Source organism: Endozoicomonas sp. Mp262, from assembly GCF_025643335.1.
Classification (GTDB): Bacteria; Pseudomonadota; Gammaproteobacteria; order Pseudomonadales; family Endozoicomonadaceae; genus Endonucleibacter.
In genome coordinates this window covers 394,379-420,226 of sequence record NZ_CP092489.1, presented here as the reverse complement: position 1 = coordinate 420,226, position 25,848 = coordinate 394,379, and the positions used below count along the sequence as shown (strand labels likewise).

The following is a 25,848-nucleotide window of genomic DNA, read 5'->3' as shown; positions in this document are numbered from 1 at the left end:
GCTTAAAGTATATCTGATCTGTTATACTGCTACTCCTTATGATAAAACTGCTTGTGTTAAAAGCCGAATAAAACTATTGAGTCTTGTAATTACCAAAGGAACCGATATTGAATTGGAAGTAGTTGGATCTGATGTCATACAGGTGCTTGATGAATTTATTGTAGGGAGCCTTGTAAAATGATCGTTACGGTTACCCTGAACCCTGCTGTTGATCAAACGGTACAACTGGATCGTCTGCAGCTGGGAGCGGTTAATAAAGTTCGTGATGTCACAGAAACAGCGGGCGGTAAAGGTATTAATGTTGCCCGGGTCCTGGCAGATCTTGGTGAGGAAGTGGTTGCCACAGGGTTAATGGGGCAAAGGAATCAACAATTTTTTAGCCACTACCTGACTGAGCATCAGATTACAGATAAATTTATCTCGGTGGAAGGCAGTGTTCGTTCGAATATTAAACTGGTCAATGGCCCCGATGCAGAAGTAACTGATATTAACTTTCCTGGATTCCAGGCGACAGAAAATGATCTTTCGCTCGTTCTTGAGGTTATAAAAAATGCCCCTGCTGAGACTTTTGTTGCAGTGTGTGGAAGTCTGCCTCCGGGTATAAACGCTTTGGCTTATGGGCAATTCTTGAGAGCAATTAAATCACTGGGCTATAGGCTTGCAGTAGATACCAGTGGGGAGGCGTTGAAAAGGGCAGTGGCTGTAAAACCTGATTTGATTAAACCCAATATCCATGAGTTATCAGAGTTGGCTGATCAAGAGCTTTCTATTGAGAGTGGGGTTACCTTTGCCAATCAGTTAATTGAGCAAGGCATTAATCAGGTGGTTTTGTCCTGTGGCGAAGAGGGAGCCTGGTTTATCAACAAATATCATCGGTGTTATGCCCGCCCAGACAAGGTGAAAGTTGTCAGTACAGTTGGTGCCGGGGACTCAATGATGGCGGGTTATCTTTTTGGCCTGAGCAAGAACTATGCTCTGGAACAAACAGCTGGGCTAGCCACTGCCTGTGGAATGAAAGCTGTCACTCAAGCGGGAGTGGGAGGCTTTACACTGGAGGATTTGAAGGACTTTATATCAGGTGGGATAATACCATGAAGATGGTTATCCCCAGCATTACAGTAACCAGCGGTTTCTTTAAAAGGAGACTTGTGGCAATAGTGACCACCCCTGCGATCAGATAAGGATTATTGATTTGCAGGTCAAGCTGTTCATTTCGGATAAAAACAATAGGAACCCACAGGGCTGTGAGAACAGCGGGTGCTGTATATTTAAGCAGGGATTGTAATTTCGGACCCACTGAAAATTTAAAACGGGGTGAAAAAAGGGCGTAGCGGTTACTGAAGGTGATCAGTGCCATTAATCCAAGTAACAGCCAGATCATCTTAGTTTGCTCCGAAGCTGATCCAGGCTGTAGGCGCATAGCATCCCTCCGAGACCTGCCAGTAAAATGCCATTAGTCAGGCCACACAGTTCTGAAATGATGATAATAAGCCCACTCACCAGGACTGCTACCAGAGAGGGAAGGTTTTTAATTGATGGAATGACGATGGCAATGAATACTGCCGCTACGGCAAATTCAAAGCCAAGACTGGCCATATCGTCCAGTGCGGTGCCGAGCAGAATCCCGGTAAGGGTTGAAAGATTCCAGACAATATAAAAGCCGAGACCTGCACTCATTGCGTATCGAAAATGGAAACAGCCGTGCTTTTGGCGGTATGCTTCAGCAATAGCGAACATCTCATCACTTAACAAAAATGCAAGCAGATAACGCTTATGCCTTGGCAGTTGCCGGGCAAAATCCCGAAATACCGCTGAATAAAGAATATGCCTGGAACTGACTACAAAGGTGGTACCGAGTATTGATAATAACGGGCTGGCCAGTTGCAGCATATTCAGGCCTGCTATTTGTGCAGCCCCGGCAAAAACCAGCAGTGACATACACATTGCCTGAAACGGGGACAGTCCTGTTTCAATGGCAAGGGAGCCGGTTAAAATACCCCAGGGAATACATGCCAGGGATAATGGCATGATATCCATAGCGGCCTGAAGCCAGATAGGGTTTTTCTTGTTTTCAGGCAGCATGGCTTTATGGGGTCTCCAAGGGGATAAACGCTCAGTTTAGTTGATAAATGCCTATAAAGTAGCACTTGCTGAGCAACAACTGTAAAGGTGATTTTGAGTTGTCAGATAACTAAAAATGGATGTGTGGCAGTTTCATATCATATCTTCCAGAAGAGTGTACACTTCGCCTGTTAACGGTACTGTTTTATGCGTTGTTTGATTCAGTATACAAAAGGTCACTGTGGCATCTACAATTTGGTTTTTTGTTTTGCTCAAAAAAATTTTCTGGCCCAAAACAGCACTTTTTGAGCCTATACGAATCAGTTGGGATTGAATATCCAGTACTTCATTGATCAGAGCTGGGCGAAGAAAATTGATATTAATATTGGCCAGAACAAATGCCAGGTTCTTTTTGCGGATGAATGAGATCAAGGGGATGTCTTCAAACATTTGCCAGCGAGCTTCCTCAAGAAATTCGAGAAAGCGGGCATTATTGACATGCTGATAAACATCCAGGTGAAAGCCTCGCACCGTCATTTGTGTGGTATGCATAATGGCAACCTGTTTATTTTTATTAATTTTAGTGTTGTCAATAGAACTTAACCGAGAGTACTGAAACTCCATCTTCTTGGCAATGTCATCTTCTTTTGATCAGCCTTTCTGATGCTGATTACTGTTTTAACATGGGGTATGTATAAAAAATAAGGTGGGTCATATTAAATAAAAAATGAGTGATAATGGATACCCAAAGCCTGCCGGTTATTAGAAATACAGCACCATAGCCGATACCGGCTAAGGCGGCCAGCACTGCATATATCCAGCCACCCTGATAATGAGCCAGTCCAAATAAGCAACTTGTCAGTAACCACCCGGGAGCAACGCCCAGTAACCTGGATAGCTGTTGTTGCAGGTAACCTCGGAAAAAAGCCTCTTCAGCAACACAGGTGATTAACAGATTATTGAAGGCAAATAGCCACCACCAGTCAGGTATTTTAAAATCAGGTCTTACTAAGCCAATGACACAGGCTAACACCTGAATCATTATGAATCCCATAAATGTCACAAGCCATGCCTGCCAGTGCCACTCCTTAATGGTTTTTCTGTTACCTAAAATGGATGGCCATGCCAGGAAGAGAACGCATATGGTCAGGGATTTATCCACATTAAAATAAAGTGTAAACGGGATGGCATCTTGATTTGCATAGACTTTATCCAGTAACAAAACATTGTTGAAGCCTGGAAGCAGGTGGCTGAAGGTTAATAAAACCCAAAAAATGAGCAAGCTGTGTAGAATGACCTGGATTGATTTATTAAATAGCGATGGAAGTGTACTTTCCTCTTTTCTCTTGCCACTGTAGTTTGGGTTGTGGGCTATCAAGGCGGCCAGCCCAAATCCTATGGCAACCATCACCAGGCCCGGTAATGTAATCTGGTGAAAGATAAAGCCAATTGCCAGGGCAATGAGTACTAAAACTATCCACGCCCTCCCTGAAAACCAGAGCGAGATAATGGCCAGAGCCATGGGTATTGCTATCAGGTAGTCTGAAAAAGGCATAAGGCCAATTTACACTTATTAAAACAATATAAACAAAATAAACTAGCAGCTCTTTGGGAAAGTAAGAAATAAAAATTTGATAGATTTCAGTGTTTCTTGAGTTTGAAGGGGTATTCTCACCCGGAAATCAAAAAGGGCTGATGAAAGAGATATAGCTGGCCTGATTCTCCGAGGCACCTTGAAAACAGGCTCTGCTGATTATTAAAATTGTGAATAAAAAAACAGTCGGCAGATTGTTAATTTCTTTAATTTTCCACTGTATCTGTGGATAACTCTTTGGACAAGCGTGGGGTATATCACAATCACACTGGAAAATGAGCCTTAAAATAGTTCTGTATATTTTTCATACAAAAATAAATAACTTATTGATATTAAAGGAATGCTCTACCATTAACCCATTTAAAAAGCGATCCATTAAGGGAGGGTTTCACTAAAAAGGTACTTATTCAATAAAGGGATCCCTATCCATAATATTTAAACTATTTATCCCCAATCCTCGAAGACTTACTTTATTTGATAAATATCAGTTAGTTTTACACTGATGGTCTATTCTCTGTTTCTTGTTGTAAAGTATGGCGAATAATAAATGCATAATACTGGGTTGATCATTACTGGCTTTGCCTGCTCTGTTTTACTATTGGTTATTCTTACTGTTCGTTGGCGTTGTCCGGCATTTTTTGCGCTGTTAATGGCCAGTTATTTAGCAGGTTTTATCTTTGGGATGGAACCAGCGGCTATTCTGGAAAGAATAACCGAAGGCTTTGGTTCAACACTGGGTGATATTGGGCTAACCATCGTTTTGGGAGCCCTGCTTGGAGTTGTTCTTGAAGGATGTGGAGCCACGGCAGCCATTGCCAAGGGAATGACCAGGGCTTTAGGCGGTCGTTTTCCCGGTTTGGCACTGGCGATCACCGGTTATATTGTTTCTATTCCAATTTATTGTGATTCCGGTTTTATTATTCTTAACTCCATACGTCAGTATCTTGCCCAAAAGCACCATATTTCACCGGTATTTTTAAGTACGGTATTAGGCTGCTCCCTTTATGCCACTCATACCTTGGTTCCACCCACTCCGGGGCCGTTAGCGGCTATGTCTAACCTTCGGTTGAGTGACCAGATTCCTATTGTTATTAGTATGGGATTACTGTTTTCTCTGCTGGCTGTGAATGCTGCTTTTGCCTGGGCTTTGTTGCTCAAATCTTTAACAACAAAAAATCCCTTGGTGCCACAAGATTGTGTGCTGCCCGATGAAGAACCATCACCTCCATTCCTATTAGCTATCCTGCCCATTATTGTGCCTATTTTTCTAATTACGATTGGGGGGCTATCAGGTGCAAAGGCCGGTAGCTTTGGTTATTGGCTTAGCTTTTTAGGGCATCCCGTCAATGCACTGCTAACCGGGCTACTCTGCTGTTGGCCGCTACTTGCTGTTAGTGGCGCTAAGCTGGATTTTTCCAGGGGACTGGAGACGGGAGGTAAAATTGTTCTTGTGGTGGGATGTGGGGGGGCATTTGGCTACATACTTCGGGGCAGTGGTATCAGTGAAATGCTGGTGGGAGTTCCGGGTTTAAGCCAGTGGGGGTTAGTACTGCCCTTTGCTACGGCTGCTATTATCAAAACCGCGGAAGGGTCAGCTACAGTGGCATTAATTACCGCTTCAGCCATGATTGAACCTTTGCTCCCTGCCCTGGGACTGGATAGTACGTCCGGCCGACTGTTAGCTTTATTTTCCTGTGGTGGTGGTGCGATGACTGTCGCCCATGTCAATGACAGCCTGTTTTGGGTGATTGCCGAATTTACAGGTATGGATACTGCCACAGCCCTTAAATCATTAACGGTGGCAACCTTTTTTCAGGGCATGGCGGTGCTGGTTGGTGTTGAAATAATGGCGCTGGTTATGCTGTAAGAGTGGGTTCAAACATCAATCCGCTCACCAGTATAACTGTCCACTTTAAACAGGGTTGTAGATAACATTGACGGGTATCATCGTATGTTTTTCAGGAAGTATTCTTTTATTTTTTTCGCTATCTTTAGTATTAAAGTCTTTGGCATGATGGCAGAAGAGTGTTCTATAGTTGAGCCTGAGGAATTATTGGATGCAATGGGGGGAGAATTAGAATCCATTGAAATCCTGGGGGAGGTTGATAGCAAAGTATATAATATGACAATTATAATTCCTGAAAGTTCTAACCATGAAAGTATGGAAAATTTCAGGGATGAGGTGGGAGAACATTTACTGGATGCCGGGTACCAAAAAGCAAATGATTTACACTGTGTATTTAATATCGGCCCCAGGGCAAAAACATGATCAGAATTTGAACAGAAAATTGATTTCAAAAGCTGTAGAATCCCATGCTTTTTCTGTTGCCTGATGTCTGCCAAAGCCCTTTTTTCCAAGTTTACATCGCTTACCGACAAACGAGACCCGAAGAAGTCAACACATATTCTTGCAGAGGTTATGTTCATCTCAGTTTGTGCCATTCTCTGTGGTGCAGATGATTGGAATGGCATTCGCTTGTTTGCTGAGCACAAGGAAGGCTGGCTCCGTAAGCACTTAACCTTGCCTGGCGGTATTCCAGTAGCGGTTACATTCAATCGTATTTTCGCCACTCTTGACCCGGAAGAGTTTCGCAAAATCTTCATCCAGTGGATTAGGGATGTTCTTTCCGGACTGGAGCTCTCTGATAGCAAGATAGTTGCTCTTGATGGCAAGACTGTTAAAGGTTCGGCCTGGAATAAAGGCAAAGATGCAATACACATGCTTAACGCTTGGTGCACAGAGGCTGGACTGTCGCTGGGTCAGTATAAAGTTGATGAAAAATCCAACGAAATTACGGCCATTCCTGAGCTGCTCAAGCTGCTTGAACTCAGTGGCAGCCTTGTCACTATCGATGCAATGGGCTGCCAGAAAAAAATTGCTACTGCAATCCTGAAAAAAGAGGCAGACTACTTGCTGGCGGTGAAAGGCAACCAGAGAAAACTCTATGGAGAAGTGACTCGACTCTTCGATCAATACTGGCAAGATAATCTGGAAGATGCTCCTGACCATTACTTTGCGGAACAGGAAGGTAAAGAGCATGGTCGTATGGAGCACCGCCGGTGCTGGGTTATCAATGATGTTACTGAGGACTCCAATGCTGCCTCATGGAAAGCCAAAACCATAGCCGCAATCCAGTTAGACAGTAGCAAAAAGGGTAAAGGGAAAACACTCATCCGTTACTTTATATGCAGCCGCCAGTTATCAGCTGCCGAGGTACTTCAAGCTACCAGGAAGCATTGGCTAATAGAAAACCAATTACACTGGGTGCTTGATGTGGCGTTTGATGAAGACCGCTGTAGGGCAAGAGAAGGGTTCGCAGCAGAAAATCTAGCTGTTGCCCGGCAGGTGACACTCAATCTTCTTAAGTTGGACACTACGGTGAAAGCCGGTATCAAGAATAAGCGCAAAACCTGTGGCTGGAATGAAGACTACATGATGCAAGTGCTCAAATTGGTTGATTTGTGATCATGTTTTTGCCCTGATATCGGCCCCAGTAGTGTTGCTTCTGCAGATGCAGTAATACCCTATGAAGATTTGATACCTAATGCAGATGATAATCCGTTACAGTTTGTCCAAAACCTTGATCATACCTATGTCCTAACCGTTATTGTTACATGTGAAAGTAAATACTCTATTTTTTATTCAATTGAAATAGGAAGGGCAGGTAATGGGTTATTCAACTACTCCCTATATTTTGCTCATGGGTCACAAGATCAATCCATTGGCAGGCAAGGTGTAAAATTTAAAGGTGATCCTGATACCCTTATCAGCGTCTTACATTATTTACTGAGTGTCCAGATGGCTTCAAGTATTGAAATAATTCCATTTAAGTGGATGGAAGAATAGATATGAGAATGGTGCCTGACTACCTAAACGAATAACGGTGTAAGCGACAAAAGCCTATTGCATTACAGGCAATGGGCTTTTGTTACCTGCATCGCCTTATTTAAGCCAGGGTTTTGCTTTTCAGGGTCTCCAGCACATCCGCTTCAATTTTTTGAATCAAAAAGCCCGCGCCAGCACTTAACATGATAAAGCCGATAATGGGCTTTAATGTACCTGTCATGATTTGGGTTGCAGATTTTCGAAGCGCCAGAAGGCCAGCCATGGAGAATAAGCCAACAATGATTGCAGGCTGGCTGATAATGTCCTTTAAAAAATAAAGGGCTGATGAAAAAGTGTTCACCAAAATATCTCCAATACTAATCTTCTAGGGCCGAAAGGAACTGATGAATTTCATCAAAAGCGGGCTGTGGATTATTTCCAGACACGGTTAATGTAATTTCTGAGCCTTTGGTCACGCCTAATTTGAGTAGCTGGATTATGCTTCTGGCACTGGCTTTTTGATCAGAGTGGCTGAGTTCAATAGTAGCGTCAAAGCCTTTTGCCAGTTTTACCAGCCGGGATGCCGGGCGGGTATGAAGACCAGCCTTACCCCTGATGATCAGAGTACTGCTTAACATGGTTAACGGCCTCTATAGAAAATCAACGAAACACAGTTTTCAAGATGCTTTCTACTTCATCCAGGGCTGTTGCCTGTTTTAATTGCTCCATTGCTTCGTCGTTTTCAACCAGCTCGGCTATTTGAAGAAGAGCCTGCTGGTTATGGGCCTGGGCATCAACCGCTGAGAATGAGATCAGCACAGAGACCGGTTCTTCATCATCACCAAAGGGTACAGGTTCAGATAATGTAATAAGGCTAAAGGCTGTTTTTAATGCGCCTTTTTCAGGTCTTGCATGGGGCATGGCAACCCCCTCATCCAGAATGTAATAAGGACCCAGCTGTTCAGTATTCTCAATAATGGCTTCAATATAGTTATCGGTTATGGCTCCTTTTGCCAATAGCAGCCCGGCACCACATTCGATGGCTTCTTTCCAGTCAGCTACTTTAACCTGAAGATGAACTAGCCGTCTTCAAGCAGATTTTCCGCCAGGTTCATAATGACACATATCCGAATGAATGATTGAGGGGGCGCGCTTTCACACGTAAGACCTTAAGACTAATCGAAATCAGATATGAAATAGTTGCCAGGAATCAATGGTTGTTGTTTTTTGTGTTAAGTCCTTACACTCTAAATAATAACCAGCTTAATACCGGATTTTTATATCCTGGTTAGCCAGGGAAGCTGCTCCTGCTGCTATACTTCAGCGAAGATAATGTATCTATCAAATACGTGCTTTTTCACTATGAAAATTTGTAGAGTTAATTCAGGTATAAAACATAAAAAATCAAAAAATGTAATTCATATCCTCTTACTGTTTTTTTTAATTTCCAATAGCATTGGATATGCCAGCCTTACCTTCGAGGTACATAAATCAATAACTGAGGTAGATTGCCCTATCTATTTTGGGAAAAAGTACTGTCCTGTTTGTTGTGATGATGGTCTTCATGAAATAAGATATATGTCAGGTTCATGTTCAATTAATTTAACGGATGTTGGAAATAAATTTCTAAAACCGTCAGGGCACGTAAAGTTTTATTGCAGGCAATTTACTGTCCAATGGAATGATAGGGAAATATTACATCCAGTGACTCTGTCAAGGTTGGCACTCTCAGGCCCCCTTTCTACACCTGAACAACAAGAAATGGCTGCAATCTCGAAATACTGTGAAAGGGAGGTGGCGGAATTAAAATATAATGGTGGTAAGATAAATACAGGTGCAACAGTTATTTTAACAAAAGCACTCAATATTAATAACGATATCAAATCAGGAAAGGCTAAAATCCATACACCACTTTTAGGTAATCCTTTTGGTACAGGCGATTTTATTATAATGATGGGATTCTTGCAGGAAGTTCACCAATTAACTCAAAGGGCGGATGCTTTCTGTCCCTATAGTGCAGAAAATACCAAGCATGTCTACACGTTTGAAAAATGCGAGAATGATCATAAAAAACTGGACTGGATGTCAATCTTTTCTGATAAAAGTGCAGCCCATATGGAAAAATGGCAATTATCAGTGAAGCCCGTTACCACATGGTTAGGTCAACTGGGTTCAGAGGTAAGGCAAAACCTATCTGATTTTTTTTCAGGACTCTGTTGTGAAAGGACAGCAGCCGTAAGGGTTTATCAACAAGTATGCATACCTTCAAATATGCCTTTTAGCGAAATGGCTTCCATTGTTTCTCAAATACCCGATGGCTGCCTGATGATGATAACTCTCTTTTCAAGGCAGGAGGGTAACACTATTCGATACCCATCTATAACAGCACATAAACTACTGGGAGACCTTTGTCTCGTTCCCCTGGTTGAGATACATAAATTATCATTATCAAAAACCATTCAACCCAACTTTTATCTCCGACTGATTGAGGCTGACCAGCTTTTCCAACTATATCAAGGAGTATCCCGCCTGATTCCGTCTGAAAACCGGGAAAAGATTCGACAGCAAATGAAGCAAGCTATGGTAACTGAAGTGGTAAAGGAACTGGAAATGTTGGACTATCAGGAAACAGAAGAAAAACTCATTTCGCTAAAACCCTTTACCCAAAGTGAAGAGGGTGAGCAAAAACATGATTATTTTTTCATTCAGTGGATTGATCCACTTTTTTAATTTCCAGGGAATATAAAATTAAATGGAATGGGTAAAGAGGGTGTATTTCTTGTATCCGAATGCTAGATAAAGCAGAACTTTAAATTTTTATACTGATAAGTTAACCTGTGCTTCTCGTAAAAAGTGAAACCCAATAGTTGTATTAAAGGGGGAGATGTGCCTGGTATTATTCAACCAGAAACTGAGCGATTGTATCTAAGACAATGGCATCAGGATGATTTTGTACCTTTTTCAGAGATGTGTGCCGACCCCAAGGTGATGGAATTTTATCCTTCCCTTTTAACCCGGGAAGAAAGCTATGATATGGCAAAAAAGTGTCAGGATTTGATTGCAGAGAGGGGGTGGGGTTTTTGGGCTATTGAAGAAAAAGAATCCAACCGCTTTATTGGCTTTGTCGGGTTACATATTCCCAAGGATAAACTACCATTTTCTCCCTGCGTTGAAATTGGCTGGCGCATTGCACCACTGCATTGGGGGAAAGGTTATGCTACGGAAGCTGCCAGATCCGCCTTGCGTGTAGGTTTTGAGCAGTTGGATCTTTCTGAAATTGTATCATTTGCAACGGTTAACAACTTTAAATCCCGTGCTGTAATGGAGCGCCTGAAGATGGTTGAAGACAAGGCAACATTTGAGCATCCTGCCTTGCCAGAAGGTCACGAGTTACGTAGACATTGTTTATACCGTTTATCCAGAAAAAACTGGCCAATAAATAATTCACTATTCATTTAATGAGATTTAATGTGGCGGCTAAATTATGATCAGTTGAAAAATATCTGAAGGTATTAGAAAGAGTTACTGAATACTGATACTATCTTCATTAAAAGGAGCTAGATAATACCAGAACAGTTCCATCTCAATGCCGCGTTCCAATCTGATGTAATGAGTGAATCCTTTGATATGTTGACTAAGTTCATCAAATGAAAGGGTAAAATAATTATATTCTTCAGAAGACAGATTGTTATGTAAGTTTAGGATTACGCAGGTTTCTTCCAGGTGTTCTGTTCTGTAAAAAGTTGATTTATTATAAAAAGAATAACCGGTTAAAATTGGAGGGAACCAGGGGTTTATGGACATTAAAACAAATAGTCGAAAAGGAGCTGTATTATTATTAGTATCTGCTTTTAGCAAATTAACAGTGGCTAAAGCTTGTAGAAATGCTGGGGTAAGCAGTTTTTTTAAGTTTAGAATTCTTGCCATGGTTTGAATGCTTGATTCATAACTGAATCCATTTATAGTTTTAGAATCAGATCTATAGGGATGTAAAGTTTTATTGATCCATTGTACAACTTCCTTTCTAATACTGAAATAATAATTATCTTTGGTGTTATAATTCTGGGGAGGGTCTTCCTCCCTGGCTTCTCTTTCGATGGCATTTTCTACCGTTTTAGGAAGGTTGCCTCTATTATTATCAAGTTCTGAAATTGCCGTGGCTAATTGATCTTTTTCAGGAGGATTAACTCTGATTGCACAAATAAAGTGATTCTTTTTGGGGTGTATATGTTTAGCTATTCGATTAAGTACTTGAATTAACCCATTTCTATCCAGCTCATAAGGAGTGGGTATGTTATGGCTGTTCAAAATAATAAAATAAACCTTCTGGTTGCCTGTGATGATTAATATTCCTTGCTCGACATATATACCTCCATCATCTACTTTTCCACAAAATCTAATGAAAAAACAATCAGGATCTAGTTTATGTGGAAGAATATCGCTTGAAGGATATAGAAAATATACCGTCGGCTGAGTAAAAGCTATTTTTGATTGTTGTACACGAGTTATCCATTCTGAAGCAGTTAAGTGATCGTATTTTTTTCTATCTAGGAAATCAATATATCTCAATACTTTTTGATGGAATCTTGTTAATTTTTTTTGTGTCCCTGAGTTATTTAATAGGTGCTCTAAAAATGTATCCATATAATTTTCGTGGGAAGAGTTGCTATCATCGCTAAGATATAGATCATCTCTGAGTATATCTACTGGAATATTATCCAGGTTATCATTTTGTGCATCACTATCAGCCTCAGGTGAGGTGATTGTTGGATATTGGCTGGTATCTTCGGCCGGCATGGCTAAGCATGGGGAAGGTTCTTGGGGGACTGTTACTATAAGCACACAGCTATGGTTTTTACTGTGAGGGCTTTTATAGGCCAGGCATGTTGTACAAATATTTTTCGGGAGTGGAACTGGTAACCTGTCAGAACATTGAAAAGATGAAGGGCCTTGTGTATGGCAAGAGCAAGTTACAGATAGCTGGTTTTGATATCGGGGATGAATATGTTGCTCACAAATAGGGCAATAACATAAACAATTGGGTAAAGATTCTTTGCAGAGATAACAGTGTTTAGTTTTATCAGCAAGAGTCATGGTTCGAGCAAGCCAGTCAATAGGTGGAAGTAAGGTTTCCTTATTCTTCCATTGCCGGATAGAAGGAGAGGAGGGAACAATTTTTTTATAAATATTTTCTGTTTCAGGTGCTGTGTTCAGAGGTTGATTATTACTGATTTTATCAGAATCAGGCAGCCTGGCATTTTGGCAGGCACTATCTAATATGGCAAAAGCTGTAAATGAAATGTTCAAGAGATAAATAGTTAATATGATTGACTTAGGGTTTTTTAAAAAGAGATTATGGGTGTTTTTTTTCTTGCAGTAGTGAGGGGAGGGGAAAAACATATATTACGTGACACCATAGCTTAGTTGTATAAACTGTGATCAATATAGGTAGTATAGTTGTGCAATGTTTGCTAGGTGAAAAGCTTTTGTTTGAAGGTGCCTTTTTATTATTATGACGATTGCCAAAAAGAGAAAGTATCAGTAAGTGACCCTGGGTTTCTTTTTAAGAAATTTATCGGGTGTATCTTCTAACTGAAATCCTTGAACCAGTTTTATATCATTTTCTGGGATGATAAATAGGTGCAATGCTTGAAGTTTTAGTTTATTTTTATTTTTATCAAAAATCACATATAGTTTGTGTGCCTGCTCATGGAGGGAATCATGGCTGCTATGTATTGCCACTTTTAAATAGACTTTTTCATTAACTGATTCTTCCTGTGAATTAAAAATCTTAAACCATATTCCATCGGTATCGGTAAATAAGAAGTTTTCTTTGCTTGAATCCAGACCCAGTTTTAAATATCTCCATTTATCTCTCTCTTGTTGATTCTGTCCTGCATATACAGCGGTAGCTGAAACCAGTTCAGGCCATGAAACATTACAAACCATCTCTTGGGAATTTATTGATGCTTTATTAGCTGCTTCAATAACTCTATTCGACTTATTTTGCACAGTCCATAAATGCCCCTCTACAGTCTCTATGGAACATTCAGAAATACTTGAAGGGGCATAAGTAACTGTCAGGGTTTGATTTTCAAGTTCTCCTACACCTGCAAATGCAATATCCTGAAATGCATCTAAGACATATACAGTAGCTAAAAGTGGTGGTGTGATTACCACAGGAAGACTAAGAAAAAGGAGAAAGTATAATTTTCTGAGTTTCATTTTTAATGATCTTAGTATACTGATTTACTTTTCATAAGCTTAAGGACTGCTTTAATATAGACTAATTAGTAAACTCTTCCCTGAGTTTTCTAGAAATAATTCCAGATTTTATTGAAATATCCAGTTTTCAAGCAGGTGCTGGTTTAGCACACCAGCCCTTCGGTAAGTTTCAAATCTTCTTGAATATCAACGACGGTGTTAGCAGCGACTCTTAAGCCTTTTACTACAGTGGCTAAATCCATCGATGGCTGATTTCCCATGGTTACCTGTGATGGCAGTAAGGGAATATGCATAAATCCGGCCCGGGTCTTGCTGTTGCGTAGGTGATGCAAAATCCCGTAAAAGAGATGGTTACAAACAAAGGTGCCTGCTGTATTGGAAACGGCAGCCGGAACGCCTGCCTCTCGCATGGCCACAACCATGGCTTTGATCGGTAAATCGGAGAAATAAGCCGCCGGGGCACCTGTGACAACAGGTTCATCAATCATTTGGTAACCCTCATTATCTGGAATTCTAAAGTCATCCAGATTAATTGCTACCCGTTCGGGAGTCATTGCAGCCCGGCCGGCAGCTTGACCAACCAGTATTACAGCCTCAGGCTGAAATTCATCGATAGCTTCAGTTACAACTTGTATTGATTTCCCTTTTACAACGGGAACTACAGCTGTACAAATCTGGTAGCCATTGTCTAAAACTTCTCCCTCTAATAGCTCTACGGCTTCCAGTGCAGGGTTGATGGATTCACCACCAAAAGCTTCAAATCCGGTGATTAATATAGTTTTCATTTATTCACTCAATAAACTAACCCGGATATTTCATAAATAAAGGCAAGTTCCGTCCAATCTGTTGGTACGATTGGATTGACAAAAAAATGCTTCGGAAAAAGCAAACCGGAACTTGCCATGACCCAATCTACACAAGAGCAGCTTCGCTTTCATCCTTCAAATGGTAAAACTATCCGTGCGGACTTCAATGGTGGAGAGTTATCTTCAGATTTTGGGGCTCTGCTGTTACGGGAAACCATATTGCATAGCGGACTTATTTCCAGACTGACCCAGGCCATTGATGACAAGCGTCACCCATCCTACATTGACCACTCTCTGCAAAACCTCCTGGTTCAGCGAATTTTGCAAATGGCTTGCGGTTATGAGGATGCCAACGACAGCAACCGCCTCCGTAAAGACCCCATGTTAAAGCTGGCTACCGGACGAAACCCTTTGGATGATGATAACCACCTGGCTTCATCTCCCACCTACACACGGCTCGGGAAGTCCATGCGGCGCAAAGATATCTATCAAATGGCTGAAGCATTTGTGCATCATTTTATCGCCAGTTATGACTTGCCACCTATGGCTATCGTGATCGATCTTGATCACACACCGGCCATTACCCACGGATCGCAGCAAATGAATTTGTTTAATGCCAAATATCAGGACTACTGTTATCTGCCTTTGCTGATTTTTGAAGGTCTCAGTGGCAAGCTGATTACTGCCATCCTCCGTCCAGGCAAAACGCCAACAGGCAGGGAAAATGCCGCTATTATCAAGCGTGTCATCAAGCTTATCCGTAAACGGTGGCCAAAAACCCATTTGCTGGTGCGCGGGGATAGCCACTTTGCTCAACCTGAGTTAATGCATGTTGTTCAGGCTAATACTCATGCTGATTATGTGCTGGGTAAAGGTGCCGGTCACAAGACGGCCTTACGCCCTAAAGCCAAAGAGTTGCTAGATGAGGCTCGTCGAGCTTTCAAGGTTAAAACAGCCTTAGCCAAGTTGAACGATATGCCTGAGCCAGAACGACTCAGGCTGTACGGTGAGGCCGAGTATCAGGCTAAAAGCTGGAAAGGGCTCGATACCCGGATAATCTATAAGGCAGAGGTTAACGAGAAAGGCGACAATCCCCGCTTTATTGTCACCTCAATCAAAGAGGCTTCCCCAGAGGTGATTTATGAGGATCTGTACTGCCCAAGAGGGCAGGATGAGAATTTCATTAAGCACCTGAAAAGTGATCTGTCCGGTGACAGACTGTCAGACCAGACCTTTCTGGCCAATCACTTGAGACTGTTTTATGCCTGTGCGGCTTACGTTCTGCATTACGAGCTGAGAACCAAGGCTTTGAAAGGAACGGAACTGGAGAAAGCCCAGCCATCAACGGTAATCACAAAACTCTGCAAAGTAGCGGTTAAGGTGGTTGAGTACAAGGATCGGATCAAACTGCACCTACCCAGCAGCTGCCCATTCAAGAAGCTTTTGCAGCATGTAACAGAGATATTTTATCAAATGCCGTTGCCTCGGCCTGGGTAGCAGCCTCCACAACGCTTAGCCCGCCTAAATAATAACCAGATGAGAGACGTTTGGAGTATTCATTCGGCCTAAAAAAGCAGAATTGATCGTTAAATGTTCAGATTGGTGTAGTCGGAGCCTGAAGACCTTTAGTCACAGAGTGATAAAACAGCAGCCCCCACAGAAAAGTCAAAATTGAATGGACAGCCTGCTGCTTTATGAAATATCCGGGCTAAAAGGCCAGGGTGTACATCAAGATAATATTGGCAAGCAGTAAGGCGAGTGCCGGTATCGCTTGTACTTTGACCACATGGTATTTGTTATCTAATTCCAGCAAGGCGGCGGGCACCACATTGAAATTAGCGGCCATAGGTGTCAGGAGTGTGCCGCAGTAGCCTGATAGCATCCCCAGAACGCCAACAATCGCTGGATCACCACCGTGTGTAACAATAACCATTGGGATGCCAATACCGGCTGTTATAACGGCAAATGCCGCAAAGGTATTTCCAAGAATGACGGTAAAGGCAGCCATTCCCAGGCAGTAAGCGGCTACGGTGGCTAATTGACTGCTTTGGTTCACCATGGCTGCAACGATGGTAGAAACGGTGCTACCAACATCAGCGGCTCCAAAGAGATAGCCCAAAGCGGCCAGAAACTGCGATAAGATAGCAGCCCAGCCAATGGCATCAAGCTGTCGTCGTCCCTGTTGGAAGCTGCTTTCAATTGAGCCACGGGTCATTGCCAGGGTAACTGCCAGCGCTACCATAGAGGCGATACCCAGACCCTCCAGAGCATTACCCATTAACTTGGCCCAAAGAAAGGTGACTATGGGTATCACTGCTGCGGGAATAAACAGTTTATTTCCAAACTGCCTGGCCCGTTGCTTTTTCTCTTCGTCGCTGCTTGGCTGGTAGAAACCTGATCCCAGCATGCCTGTTGCAGCAATGATAGTTAAAATAATGACCATTAGACCAATAACAAAATCCGGCAATATGGAACCAAATATAAAGGAGCAGCCGTATAGCAGCCAAAACAGGCTGGTTCCCCAACGGCGCTTATGGTGTTTATCTCGCACTGTCATGATTGCATAGATAACCAGGGTAAGGCCCACTACGATATAGACTGATTCAAGCCCCATAATTAATTTCTCACCCGGGTTTTATAAGGTGATATTTCCGCTTTCAGTTCTTTTCTGGTTAATGAATTGTCGAGCCACTTCATTCGGATTATCATGATGGTGAAAGAGATAATGGCAGCGCGTTAAACCAATTTATCGGCACATGATTAAGCGGAGTCTCGGCTAGTGGTTATATTCTTTTTTTCAGGAACACATCGAGTTGATTTAAGTCAACTCAACCCTATATTGGCCAGTTATCACTAAACCTGTATTTTAAAATTTCTTACGTGTAACCTCATGGGGAGCAGAAGTACATAGCACTAAATTACTATAGAAGAAATTTGACCGTTGATTAAAACGCTAATGGCTTCGATGCTTTGGGTATTATAATTAGTGCTTCGAACCATTGTTGGAAATGCCAATAATTTTGGCATTTTCCGTATGCTTTTTTTACAATATTATATGATCCTTCCGGAATATGTTTTAAGTATTCTTCCTGATACCTTCTGAGTGCCTTATCATAGTTTCCTGTCAGATAGTTATAATAGGCTAATTCCTGATTCAATTCTATTCTGAGTTGACTGTTATTTTGAGCATGGTATTGTTCCGCAATATGAAAATCAAGCTCAGCTCCTGGCATATTTTCGCCAAGAATCATTTTGGCGCTGCCGGAAAATACATAAAAATAGGGGATATGATGTTTCTGGTATTCTGATAGTTCAAGCAGCTTTCGAACTTCTTTTATATTCCTAAACTTTCCCCTTTTTACTGTTCTAAACCTTCCTCTCCATAGGTGTACTTTTCCTTCTTCACAGCTATTATAAAATTTTTGTCTGAATTGCTCGAATGGTTCCATATCACTATTTAGCACATCAGGGCTTTCAGTTCTTAAAGTTCGAGTACTTAAGGTTTGGGTAGGTAAGGGGGGACGAATGGGGTGAGTTGTATAAGTGGATGATTGAAAAGTTACCCATGGAGGTATTGGTATACACAATGGAGTCTGAAATCCTGATTGAGTTGTTCCATATGCCTTGGCTCTACAGGCGCAGCATAAAATCAGAAATTTCTGTTGTGGTTGATGAGATGGAATAGGGGGATTGAGTACTACTGGCACCTGACATCCCTGGCAGAAAAAAGCAGACGAATAACTTGGGAATAGGGCAATGTTTAGAAATAATATATAAAGAAAAATACAGCGAAAAAATGGCTGTGTACACATTATAAGTTGCCAGTATGTTTTTAACTAAAAGTCAGTTTGAGAGTATAGCGTAGTTAAAAGAAGACCTGAGTTCGACATAAGGAACTGATTTTATATAGCATAGCTACCACGCTGATTAGGGATGGAGTAGTGCTGTGCTGACCAAGGTATTTTGCAGGGTAGACGATTTTTGCAAGCAATTTGAACCAAAGCTAAACCAGTATTTGATCGAGCATTGTGGCCGCAAGCGCATTCGTAAACAGTCTCTATCAATCAGCGAAGTGGCAACAATCGCCATCATGTTTCATGCTAAAGGCTATCGTTGTCTGAAACATTTCTATATTGATCATGTCTGTAAATACTGGCGTAAGCACTTTCACGGCCTGGTCAGTTACAACCGGTTTGTTGAGCTTATGCCGCAAGCCATCATGGTGCTCTCAGCTTTCTTGCAGACCCGTTACGGCAAGATATCTGGCGTTTCCTATATTGACTCAACAGGCATCGCTGTCTGTGAAAAAAGTCGGGTCCTTCGCCATAAGGTGTTTAAGGATGAAGCAGCCTGGGGCAAGTCTTCCACTCACTGAGCAATATAATAGAGGCGCACATGTTGCAAAGTGTTGGCTCATGTCAATGGAAAAAGTTGAAAAAACTGATTAGACGTCTTCTAAAGTTATCAAAATAGTGTCAAGTCCTAAATTTTGTACAGCCTGGTAGTTAATAGGAAATGATTTAGGTCAGATTATGGCTTCGGATAATGGTATATGCTGCGATTGCTAGTTTGGTCTGCTGCTTGAAGATCAATAAGGGGTATTCATGATACCCCTGTAATTGCAGACTCGTATTATAACCTGAATTTGTATCATAAATGCATAACCTCTGTAACCAGAGGGTTGTTACAGAGCCTTTGAAGTGAATCAGAACTCAGGGGTACTCTGTTAAGCAACCAAACCAAACAGAGGACGCCAAGGATGGCCTTTAAGCACCTTAGCTCTGAAGAGAGACATTATATCGAAATCGAACTGAAAAATGGGACTTCTCAAAATAAAATTGCAGAAAAACTCGGGCGTTCACAGAGTTCGCTGTCACGGGAGTTAGGACGCAACACAGGGCAGCGTGGTTACAGGCACCAGCAGGCTCATCGTAAGGCTCAACAGCGTCATAAGGAAAAACCCAAGGCGGTGAAGTTGACGGAAGATATTAAGCGACGGATTGCTCAAGATATCCGGGCTGACTGGAGTCCTGAGCAAGTGGCTGGAAGGCTTGAAAAAGAAGGGATAATCAAGTTGCATCATGAGACGATTTACCAGTTCATAGAGGATGATAAGCGCACTGACGGTACCCTGTATAAACACTTGCGCCATCAGAAAAAAACGTACCGAAAGCGATATGGTTCAGCTCATAACCGAACAGGCATACCTAACCGGGTAGGTATTGAAGAGCGCCCGGAGATCGTCAACAACAGGGGGCGTGTTGGTGACTGGGAGGCGGATACCGTAATCGGCAAAAACCATAAGGGTGCCATTGCCACACTGGATGAGCGAAAGACTAAACTGCGCCTTGCTGTTCCGCTGCCAGGAAAGAAAGCAAAAGCGGTTAAACAGGCAGTGATTGATACACTCAAGCCCCTGAAAAGGTTTGTTAAAACGATCACTTACGACAACGGTAAGGAATTTGCTCAGCATGAAGCAATCAACAAAGCCTTGAGCTGCGACAGCTACTTTGCTGTGCCCTACCACTCTTGGGAGAGAGGCCAGAATGAGAATGCCAATGGGCTGCTCAGGCAGTACTTTCCCAAATCAATGGAGCTTCATAACGTCAAAGAAAGAGACGTTATCATTGCGGTAGACAAGCTGAACAGCAGGCCCAGGAAATGCCTCGGTTACAAAACACCATATGAGGCATTCAAAGAGTTAACTGGAGTGAATGCAAGAAAAGTCATGGGTTATGCATTTATGACTTGAATTCAGGTGGGAAAAAATAAATTGATTGCTATATAAGCATGAATAAAGATTAAAAAGAAGAATAAAGGTAGCCAGTAAGGAGCAGCGCCAGGTCTTCTATAACCTGACACTGAACAGGGAAGGAGTTTAACGGCTTTGGCTTATTAATAAATCTGGCCTCGTTCCCAGCGTCCCGAGGGTGCTGTGGTGAAAAGAAAGAGAGACAGTTCCCGGTTTTTCACGCTGAACTAAGTTCCACGACACCCTCTCTCCGCTGGGAATGCATACGAGTCTTTCAACTTATTCAATAGCTGTATGGATATTCACGCTTCCCTGCGCTAGTTATTTCTGCTGTCATACTCAAACCATGGGTGTTCTGCCCAGCGTGGGAAGCTGTAGGTAAGGTAGCTATTGCCGGGTTGAATTCTGACATTCAGTTCTTTTGCCGTTAAAAGGGTAAAAGCGACTACTGCTAACAAAGTCCAGAAAATTTTACTCATATATTCACCACACTTGTTGGAAACACCAGCTTATGGTGTTTCCAACAAACACTCAGGAAATTTCCACCAGATCCCCCTTGGACTCCAGCCAGGCTTTCCGGTCAGAGGAGCGTTTTTTCGCCAGTAACATATCCATGTTCTGTATGGTTGACTCGAAATCATCCAGAGTGAGTTGAACCAGACGACGAGTGTCGGCAGACATAGTGGTTTCCCTTAACTGCAGGGGGTTCATCTCGCCTAGTCCTTTAAAACGCTGGACGTTGATTTTTCCTTTTTTCTTTTCTGCCTTGATGCGTTCCAGTACCCCTTCTTTTTCTGCGTCATCCAGAGCGTAGAAGACTTCCTTGGCCACATCAATCCGGTAGAGAGGCGGCATGGCCACATAGATATGACCGCTTTCCACCAGAGGGCGGAAGTGCTGGACAAACAGGGCGCAGAGCAGGGTGGCAATATGCAGGCCATCGGAGTCCGCATCCGCCAGTATGCAAACCTTACCGTAGCGAAGTCCATTCAGATTATCAGATCCGGGATCGACGCCCAGTGCCACTGAAATATCGTGTATTTCCTGGGAGGAAAGCACTTCGCTGGAATCCACTTCCCAGGTGTTCAGGATTTTTCCCCGCAGGGGCATGATGGCCTGATGTTCCCTGTCCCTTGCCTGTTTGGCAGAGCCTCCGGCGGAATCACCCTCCACCAGGAATAACTCGGTACGGCTCATATCCTGACTGGAGCAGTCCGCCAGTTTTCCGGGAAGGGCTGGCCCCTGGGTGATCTTTTTACGGGATACCTTTTTGGCTTTGCGCATCCGCTTTTGGGCGTTGTTGATGCAGAGCTCTGCCAACAGTTCCGCTTCAGCTGTGTGCTGGTTCAGCCAGAGGCCAAAGGTATCCTTGGCCACTCCGGACACAAAGCCGGCACACTCTCTGGAGGACAGCCGTTCTTTGGTTTGTCCGGAGAATTGCGGGTCGGCCAGTTTAGTGGAAAGCACATAGGCACAGTTTTCCCAGAGGTCATCAGGCCCCAGTTTGACCCCACGGGGTAACAGGTGGCGGAATTCACAGAACTCCCTGATGGCATCCAGCAGGCCGGAACGCAAACCGTTCACATGGGTTCCCCCCAGCGGGGTGGGAATCAGGTTGACGTAGCTTTCAGCCAACAGTTCTCCACCCTCAGGAAGCCATTGTACCGCCCAGTCCACCGCTTCTTTTTCACCGGTGAGTGAACCGGTAAAGGGTTCGGCAGGGATAGTGGTATATTCATGGGTGGCGCTTTTCAGGTAGTCACAGAGGCCGTCTTCATAATACCAGTCGGTGGTTTCACCGGAGTGCTGGTCTTCAAACTCAACCCTGAGTCCGGGACACAATACTGCCTTGGCTCTCAGCACATGCATGAGCCGGGTGACAGAAAATTTTGCCGAATCGAAGTAGTTGGCGTTGGGCCAGAAGCGTACCGTTGTACCTGTCTCCCGTTTACGACAGGTGCCGATTTGTTCCAACTCAGCATCTTTGTAGCCATCTTTAAAGGCAATACTGAAGACTTTGCCCTGGCGTTTGACCGCCACTTCCAGCCGGGAGGAAAGGGCATTGACAACCGAAACACCAACGCCGTGCAAGCCGCCGGAAAACTGGTAGTTCTTGTTGGAGAACTTACCACCGGCATGAAGCCGGGTCAGGATCAGCTCAACACCGGATATGCCGTGTTGCGGGTGAATATCCGTAGGCATCCCCCGGCCATTATCCGTGACCTCAAGGGAGTGATCCTTGAACAGGGTGATTTTGATATGACTGGCATGACCAGCCAGAGCCTCATCGACGCTGTTATCGATAATCTCCTGGGCCAGGTGATTGGGACGGGTGGTGTCTGTGTACATGCCTGGCCGCTTGCGAACCGGGTCCAGGCCACTGAGGACCTCAATGGCCTCTGCTGTGTAGTCGTTACGCATGGATTCCTTGTACCATGAAAAGAGGCCCTGGAGTCACTGCTTTTTTCGGGGAAATAGCCCCTTGGGAGCAATACGCGGCTTCTCAGTTCATGGTTTTTGATGACTGATAGTTCCAAGTGTATCGAATCAAACGGCCTTGACTCAAACACTCCGTTACTGGCAATAGAGAATAGAACCTGATACTCCCCTTATGAAACATCCAGACCAGGAGGCTGTCTATACTGGCTTGATGTCCATCTTCTGGAGTGATGGCCTGTGTCATTTCTTTCAAGTATTGTTGGCCACCCGGCGCAAAGGTTAGCCATTGTTGATGGTGAGAAGGCCTACAGTTATGGCGATATAGTTCAGCAGGCACGTTGCCTGGCGGCACTGCTCAAGGCAGAGGGGGTTGTACCCGGTGAAGCGGTTGCCTGCATAGCCTTTGAAAGAGGCAGTGTCATTATCACGATGTTGGGTATCTGGCTTGCCGGAGCCATTGCTGTGTCCTATAACCCGCTGTTAATGCGGACGGTGTTAAAGGAGCATCTCGGCAAGCTGGGGGGGGAACGCCTGGTCTCTGGTTCACCCGAATTTGAAGATTACTGTACCCGGGCAGAGTTAAAGGGGTTGGGCTGTATTAGCCTTGGGGATAACTATTCTCCCTTGCCCTTAAAAACGATGCCTTTGGATCAATGTGCCATGATTCAGTGTCTGGGTCAGGAAGCCGAAGCATTAAAAGCCGTTTCTTATTCCTTCAGGGCCCTGGCGGCACGGGCTAATATCCTTGGTCGGGTTTGGGCCGTGCAGCCGGGAGACCGTGTGTTTTCTATGATGCCATTTAGCCATGCCTTTGGGTTGTTTGGTGTATTGGCGGTTATGGCAGCGGGGGCAACCTGTCAATTGATTGCTAGGGGTGATGGTTACAGGTCGGGTTTTGATCATAATATGCCGCAGCTGGTAATAACTGACTATCCTGAAGCATTAAGCATGATGGGCTACTGGCAGACCGTGACCCGTCATCAAGCCACTGGCCACTGCCTTAAACTGGCGATGGTTGACTCCTCATGGAAGGTATTGCCGGAGATAATCACCAAGGGATCTGAAGCGGACAGACTCTGTCTGATGGCAGGGTATGGTCTGGCAGAAACCGGTGCATTGTTCTCTCCAGGAAGTAGTGACCTGTGCTCCCGGGGTGTGGAGGCACAGCTTTTGCCAGGCGTCAGTATTCGTTTAGTGGATGAACAGGGTAAGGTGACCCAGTCAGGCCCGGGTATTCTGGAAGTGCGTAGCCCCCAGTTGTTCTCGGAATATTCAGATAATGCCTCTTTAACCCGGTCTGTGTTTAATCATGGCTGGTTTACCACAGGGAAATATGCAGAGTTATTGCAGAATGGGGCTTGTGTGTTGCTGGAGGAATCGTGAACGGTTTGGTGGCATGCTCTCCACTAACCATTCCTTTTGCTAACACCACGTTAAATCACTCTATCCGCAAGGAATGAGAAGATATCCGGTAGCACGCCGGAAAAATTATCAAAGGTATGACTACCGCCTTCCTGAATCATACGCTGGCACCCCTGGTATTTTTCTACTGCCTGACGATAGTCGATGGTTTCATCGCCTTTTTGTGCCAGCAAAAAGATGGCTTTTGGATTAAGTACGTTTTTTACTTCCATGGCCCGGAGTTGCTTAACATGGTTTATGGTCAGCTCCCAGCGTTCCCCGGTGTATAAATTTTCCTGAGTGCCCAGATAGTTTTCAAAGAGTTCAAAGGGCCGGGCTGCCGGGTTTATCAGCACCAGCTTGGGACAGATGGTTTCAGTTACGCGGTAGATATGATCCTGTAACCAGGTGCCTAAAAATCCCCCCAGGGAGCTGCCAATAATATAAACAGGACGCAGGTGAATTTGAGGTAACAGGGTATCCAGTATGAGTGACCTTATTTCTTCGGGCCAGTGGGGTAGCCTGGGAATCCAGTACTCAATATCCAGCCGGTTGCTATCAATGTAGTCTTTTACTAATTGTGCCTTGGTGGACTGGGGTGCGCTATTCAGTCCGTGGAGGTAGATTAATAGTGGTTTTTTATTCATGCCTTGGGCTCTGTTGTTTGCTTCGCTTATGGTCGCCGGAATTTTTTTCGGACTCTTGATATATAGACGCTTTTCTCGGGAAAGCTCCCTTGTTGTATTCCCGGTGGGGGAGAGGTTGTCACAAAAGCCTGACATGGACTCAATGCCGTCACCCTGTACAGGGATTGTACAGGATTTATCCGGCATGACGGTGGAGAAAATTCAGGCTTTCGCGATACCGGGAATCATTAACCTTGCTTGCGCAGGAATACAAACCAGTTGCTCAGGCCAACCATCACACCGCCACCGATGATATTACCGATAGTCACCGGAATAAGGTTCATCATCAGCACGTTGTGCAGGTTGATATTGGCAAAGTCACTGGGGCTGTAGCCAATCATGGCCCAGAATTCCGGGGTGGCGATATGCTTGATAATCAGTCCCATGGGCAGCAGGTACATATTGGCAATGGAGTGCTCAAAACCGGCAGCAATAAATGCGGCAACCGGCAGAATACAGGCCAGCATTTTTCCGGCGGCGGTGCGGGCGCTCAGGCTGAGCCAGTAGGTCAGGCACACCAGCAGGTTACAGAGAATACCCAGGATAATGGCCTGGCCAAAGGTATGTCCCAGCTTGGCATTGGCAATATACAGGGCGGACTGGCCAATGGCACCATGACCGCTCAGGTACTGTCCGGATCCGATCATCAGGGCAACAAAGACCAGGGAGCCGAACATATTACCGAAATAAACCATTGTCCAGTTTTTGGCAATGGCACCCAGGCTGATCCGGCCTGTGGCTCGGCCCATTAATAGCAGGGTGTTACTGGTAAACAGTTCTGCGCCACAAAGGATAACCAGCATCAGGCCCATGCTAAAGCTGATACCGCCAACCAGCTTGGCCATACCATAGGGCATGGAGCCGGAGCCCGCGGAGACTGTGGTATAGAACATACCGGCTATGGAAATGAACAACCCTGCAAGGAACGCCAGCATCAGGGTAATCCGGGGATGTTTCTTTGTTTTTCCCACGGCAGTTTGCTCTGCCATTTTAGCCATTTCTGCCGGAGGAACGGCACCGAATTGGGGAAAGTTTTCAAGCTGCATGGTGATGTCCAA

Annotated in this window: 25 protein-coding genes and 1 pseudogene; 10 read left to right on the top strand and 16 right to left on the bottom strand. The window is 44.0% G+C overall.

What is annotated here, in order from left to right:
- The first annotated feature begins 177 nt into the window (after positions 1 to 177).
- Positions 178 to 1,095 carry a 1-phosphofructokinase gene (gene pfkB, locus MJ595_RS01765; protein WP_263080806.1) on the top strand — a complete coding sequence of 306 codons (918 nt, stop codon included), beginning with the start codon at positions 178 to 180 and terminating at the stop codon, positions 1,093 to 1,095.
- Here the strand turns inward: pfkB and MJ595_RS01760 are convergent.
- The 4 genes from MJ595_RS01760 to MJ595_RS01745 form a co-directional block, all read right to left on the bottom strand.
- Positions 1,070 to 1,381: an AzlD domain-containing protein gene (locus tag MJ595_RS01760; protein WP_263080805.1), complete on the bottom strand. Its 312-nt coding sequence runs from the start codon at positions 1,379 to 1,381 to the stop codon at positions 1,070 to 1,072. The two genes, pfkB and MJ595_RS01760, sit on opposite strands and share 26 nt — an antisense overlap.
- Entirely contained in the window at positions 1,378 to 2,082 is a 705-nt protein-coding gene (locus MJ595_RS01755) for an AzlC family ABC transporter permease (RefSeq protein WP_263080804.1), read from the bottom strand. Before MJ595_RS01755 ends, MJ595_RS01760 begins: the two co-directional genes overlap by 4 nt.
- Positions 2,083 to 2,214: 132 nt before the next feature.
- Positions 2,215 to 2,697: an acyl-CoA thioesterase gene (locus MJ595_RS01750; RefSeq protein WP_263322438.1), complete on the bottom strand. Its 483-nt coding sequence runs from the start codon at positions 2,695 to 2,697 to the stop codon at positions 2,215 to 2,217.
- A 34-nt stretch (positions 2,698 to 2,731) separates the two neighbouring features.
- Positions 2,732 to 3,616, bottom strand: coding sequence for a CPBP family intramembrane metalloprotease (locus MJ595_RS01745; protein WP_263080803.1), 885 nt, complete (start codon positions 3,614 to 3,616; stop codon positions 2,732 to 2,734).
- 586 nt (positions 3,617 to 4,202) lie between these two features.
- Here MJ595_RS01745 and MJ595_RS01740 point away from each other — a divergent pair.
- From MJ595_RS01740 to MJ595_RS01730, 3 genes are all read left to right on the top strand, one after another.
- A complete protein-coding gene (locus tag MJ595_RS01740; RefSeq protein ID WP_263080802.1) occupies positions 4,203 to 5,522 on the top strand; it encodes a GntP family permease in 1,320 nt (439 codons plus the stop codon).
- A gap of 84 nt (positions 5,523 to 5,606) precedes the next feature.
- A complete protein-coding gene (locus MJ595_RS01735) occupies positions 5,607 to 5,924 on the top strand; it encodes a hypothetical protein (RefSeq protein ID WP_263080801.1) in 318 nt (105 codons plus the stop codon).
- 63 nt (positions 5,925 to 5,987) lie between these two features.
- Positions 5,988 to 7,121, top strand: a complete 1,134-nt coding sequence (locus MJ595_RS01730; RefSeq protein ID WP_263080561.1) for an ISAs1 family transposase — start codon at positions 5,988 to 5,990, stop codon at positions 7,119 to 7,121.
- Between the two features lie 481 nt (positions 7,122 to 7,602).
- Here the strand turns inward: MJ595_RS01730 and MJ595_RS01725 are convergent, their stop codons facing one another.
- From MJ595_RS01725 to MJ595_RS01715, 3 genes and pseudogenes are all read right to left on the bottom strand, one after another.
- Positions 7,603 to 7,842 carry a hypothetical protein gene (locus MJ595_RS01725; RefSeq protein WP_263080800.1) on the bottom strand — a complete coding sequence of 80 codons (240 nt, stop codon included), beginning with the start codon at positions 7,840 to 7,842 and terminating at the stop codon, positions 7,603 to 7,605.
- A gap of 16 nt (positions 7,843 to 7,858) precedes the next feature.
- Complete coding sequence (locus MJ595_RS01720; RefSeq protein ID WP_263080799.1) at positions 7,859 to 8,119, bottom strand: HPr family phosphocarrier protein; 261 nt, start codon at positions 8,117 to 8,119, stop codon at positions 7,859 to 7,861.
- A 22-nt stretch (positions 8,120 to 8,141) separates the two neighbouring features.
- A pseudogene (locus tag MJ595_RS01715) lies at positions 8,142 to 8,552 on the bottom strand (PTS sugar transporter subunit IIA); the annotation flags it as partial.
- 291 nt (positions 8,553 to 8,843) lie between these two features.
- Between MJ595_RS01715 and MJ595_RS01710 the strand changes: the two are divergent.
- Positions 8,844 to 10,211 (top strand): hypothetical protein, encoded by a 1,368-nt coding sequence (locus MJ595_RS01710; protein ID WP_263080798.1) that lies wholly within the window; start codon positions 8,844 to 8,846, stop codon positions 10,209 to 10,211.
- A 156-nt stretch (positions 10,212 to 10,367) separates the two neighbouring features.
- Positions 10,368 to 10,940, top strand: coding sequence for a GNAT family N-acetyltransferase (locus MJ595_RS01705; RefSeq protein WP_263080797.1), 573 nt, complete (start codon positions 10,368 to 10,370; stop codon positions 10,938 to 10,940).
- A 63-nt stretch (positions 10,941 to 11,003) separates the two neighbouring features.
- Here the strand turns inward: MJ595_RS01705 and MJ595_RS01700 are convergent, their stop codons facing one another.
- From MJ595_RS01700 to pcp, 3 genes are all read right to left on the bottom strand, one after another.
- Positions 11,004 to 12,788, bottom strand: a complete 1,785-nt coding sequence (locus tag MJ595_RS01700; protein WP_263080796.1) for a hypothetical protein — start codon at positions 12,786 to 12,788, stop codon at positions 11,004 to 11,006.
- Positions 12,789 to 13,019: 231 nt separating this feature from the next.
- A complete protein-coding gene (locus MJ595_RS01695) occupies positions 13,020 to 13,706 on the bottom strand; it encodes a hypothetical protein (RefSeq protein WP_263080795.1) in 687 nt (228 codons plus the stop codon).
- A 143-nt stretch (positions 13,707 to 13,849) separates the two neighbouring features.
- Positions 13,850 to 14,491 carry a pyroglutamyl-peptidase I gene (gene pcp / locus MJ595_RS01690; RefSeq protein ID WP_263080794.1) on the bottom strand — a complete coding sequence of 214 codons (642 nt, stop codon included), beginning with the start codon at positions 14,489 to 14,491 and terminating at the stop codon, positions 13,850 to 13,852.
- Positions 14,492 to 14,608: 117 nt separating this feature from the next.
- Here pcp and MJ595_RS01685 point away from each other — a divergent pair, with 117 nt between their 5' ends.
- Complete coding sequence (locus MJ595_RS01685) at positions 14,609 to 16,009, top strand: IS1380 family transposase (protein ID WP_263322433.1); 1,401 nt, start codon at positions 14,609 to 14,611, stop codon at positions 16,007 to 16,009.
- A 211-nt stretch (positions 16,010 to 16,220) separates the two neighbouring features.
- Here the strand turns inward: MJ595_RS01685 and MJ595_RS01680 are convergent, their stop codons facing one another.
- Together MJ595_RS01680 and MJ595_RS01675 are read right to left on the bottom strand one after the other, a co-directional pair.
- Positions 16,221 to 17,126, bottom strand: a complete 906-nt coding sequence (locus tag MJ595_RS01680; protein ID WP_263080793.1) for a DUF979 domain-containing protein — start codon at positions 17,124 to 17,126, stop codon at positions 16,221 to 16,223.
- Between the two features lie 331 nt (positions 17,127 to 17,457).
- Entirely contained in the window at positions 17,458 to 18,219 is a 762-nt protein-coding gene (locus MJ595_RS01675; RefSeq protein ID WP_263080792.1) for a hypothetical protein, read from the bottom strand.
- 239 nt (positions 18,220 to 18,458) lie between these two features.
- Between MJ595_RS01675 and MJ595_RS01670 the strand changes: the two genes are divergently transcribed.
- On the top strand, positions 18,459 to 18,887 hold the full coding sequence (locus tag MJ595_RS01670) for a hypothetical protein (RefSeq protein WP_263080791.1): 429 nt from the start codon (positions 18,459 to 18,461) through the stop codon (positions 18,885 to 18,887).
- A 384-nt stretch (positions 18,888 to 19,271) separates the two neighbouring features.
- Positions 19,272 to 20,264 carry an IS30 family transposase gene (locus MJ595_RS01665; protein ID WP_263078067.1) on the top strand — a complete coding sequence of 331 codons (993 nt, stop codon included), beginning with the start codon at positions 19,272 to 19,274 and terminating at the stop codon, positions 20,262 to 20,264.
- Between the two features lie 317 nt (positions 20,265 to 20,581).
- Here MJ595_RS01665 and MJ595_RS01660 read toward each other — a convergent pair whose 3' ends face one another.
- Positions 20,582 to 20,743, bottom strand: coding sequence for a hypothetical protein (locus MJ595_RS01660; protein WP_263080790.1), 162 nt, complete (start codon positions 20,741 to 20,743; stop codon positions 20,582 to 20,584).
- A gap of 52 nt (positions 20,744 to 20,795) precedes the next feature.
- The gene (gene parE, locus MJ595_RS01655) at positions 20,796 to 22,685 is read right to left on the bottom strand and encodes a DNA topoisomerase IV subunit B (protein WP_263080789.1); all 1,890 of its coding nucleotides are present in this window, start codon (positions 22,683 to 22,685) and stop codon (positions 20,796 to 20,798) included.
- 255 nt (positions 22,686 to 22,940) lie between these two features.
- Here parE and MJ595_RS01650 point away from each other — a divergent pair, with 255 nt between their 5' ends.
- Positions 22,941 to 24,086 carry an acyl--CoA ligase gene (locus MJ595_RS01650; RefSeq protein WP_263080788.1) on the top strand — a complete coding sequence of 382 codons (1,146 nt, stop codon included), beginning with the start codon at positions 22,941 to 22,943 and terminating at the stop codon, positions 24,084 to 24,086.
- Between the two features lie 50 nt (positions 24,087 to 24,136).
- Here MJ595_RS01650 and MJ595_RS01645 read toward each other — a convergent pair whose 3' ends face one another.
- Positions 24,137 to 24,937 carry an esterase gene (locus tag MJ595_RS01645; protein ID WP_263080787.1) on the bottom strand — a complete coding sequence of 267 codons (801 nt, stop codon included), beginning with the start codon at positions 24,935 to 24,937 and terminating at the stop codon, positions 24,137 to 24,139.
- A gap of 41 nt (positions 24,938 to 24,978) precedes the next feature.
- The gene (focA, locus tag MJ595_RS01640; RefSeq protein WP_263080786.1) at positions 24,979 to 25,836 is read right to left on the bottom strand and encodes a formate transporter FocA; all 858 of its coding nucleotides are present in this window, start codon (positions 25,834 to 25,836) and stop codon (positions 24,979 to 24,981) included.
- Positions 25,837 to 25,848 lie beyond the last annotated feature (12 nt).

Coding starts and splice junctions, on each gene's coding strand:
- MJ595_RS01645 (WP_263080787.1), bottom strand. CDS start 24,937: ATGCCGGATAAATCCTGTACAATCCCTGTACAGGGTGACGGCATTGAG.
- parE (WP_263080789.1), bottom strand. CDS start 22,685: ATGCGTAACGACTACACAGCAGAGGCCATTGAGGTCCTCAGTGGCCTG.
- pcp (WP_263080794.1), bottom strand. CDS start 14,491: ATGAAAACTATATTAATCACCGGATTTGAAGCTTTTGGTGGTGAATCC.
- MJ595_RS01730 (WP_263080561.1), top strand. CDS start 5,988: ATGTCTGCCAAAGCCCTTTTTTCCAAGTTTACATCGCTTACCGACAAA.
- MJ595_RS01710 (WP_263080798.1), top strand. CDS start 8,844: ATGAAAATTTGTAGAGTTAATTCAGGTATAAAACATAAAAAATCAAAA.
- MJ595_RS01665 (WP_263078067.1), top strand. CDS start 19,272: ATGGCCTTTAAGCACCTTAGCTCTGAAGAGAGACATTATATCGAAATC.
- MJ595_RS01740 (WP_263080802.1), top strand. CDS start 4,203: ATGCATAATACTGGGTTGATCATTACTGGCTTTGCCTGCTCTGTTTTA.
- pfkB (WP_263080806.1), top strand. CDS start 178: ATGATCGTTACGGTTACCCTGAACCCTGCTGTTGATCAAACGGTACAA.
- MJ595_RS01680 (WP_263080793.1), bottom strand. CDS start 17,126: ATGGGGCTTGAATCAGTCTATATCGTAGTGGGCCTTACCCTGGTTATC.
- focA (WP_263080786.1), bottom strand. CDS start 25,836: ATGCAGCTTGAAAACTTTCCCCAATTCGGTGCCGTTCCTCCGGCAGAA.
- MJ595_RS01745 (WP_263080803.1), bottom strand. CDS start 3,616: ATGCCTTTTTCAGACTACCTGATAGCAATACCCATGGCTCTGGCCATT.
- MJ595_RS01660 (WP_263080790.1), bottom strand. CDS start 20,743: ATGAGTAAAATTTTCTGGACTTTGTTAGCAGTAGTCGCTTTTACCCTT.
- MJ595_RS01695 (WP_263080795.1), bottom strand. CDS start 13,706: ATGAAACTCAGAAAATTATACTTTCTCCTTTTTCTTAGTCTTCCTGTG.
- MJ595_RS01720 (WP_263080799.1), bottom strand. CDS start 8,119: ATGTTAAGCAGTACTCTGATCATCAGGGGTAAGGCTGGTCTTCATACC.
- MJ595_RS01755 (WP_263080804.1), bottom strand. CDS start 2,082: ATGCTGCCTGAAAACAAGAAAAACCCTATCTGGCTTCAGGCCGCTATG.
- MJ595_RS01735 (WP_263080801.1), top strand. CDS start 5,607: ATGTTTTTCAGGAAGTATTCTTTTATTTTTTTCGCTATCTTTAGTATT.
- MJ595_RS01760 (WP_263080805.1), bottom strand. CDS start 1,381: ATGATCTGGCTGTTACTTGGATTAATGGCACTGATCACCTTCAGTAAC.
- MJ595_RS01685 (WP_263322433.1), top strand. CDS start 14,609: ATGACCCAATCTACACAAGAGCAGCTTCGCTTTCATCCTTCAAATGGT.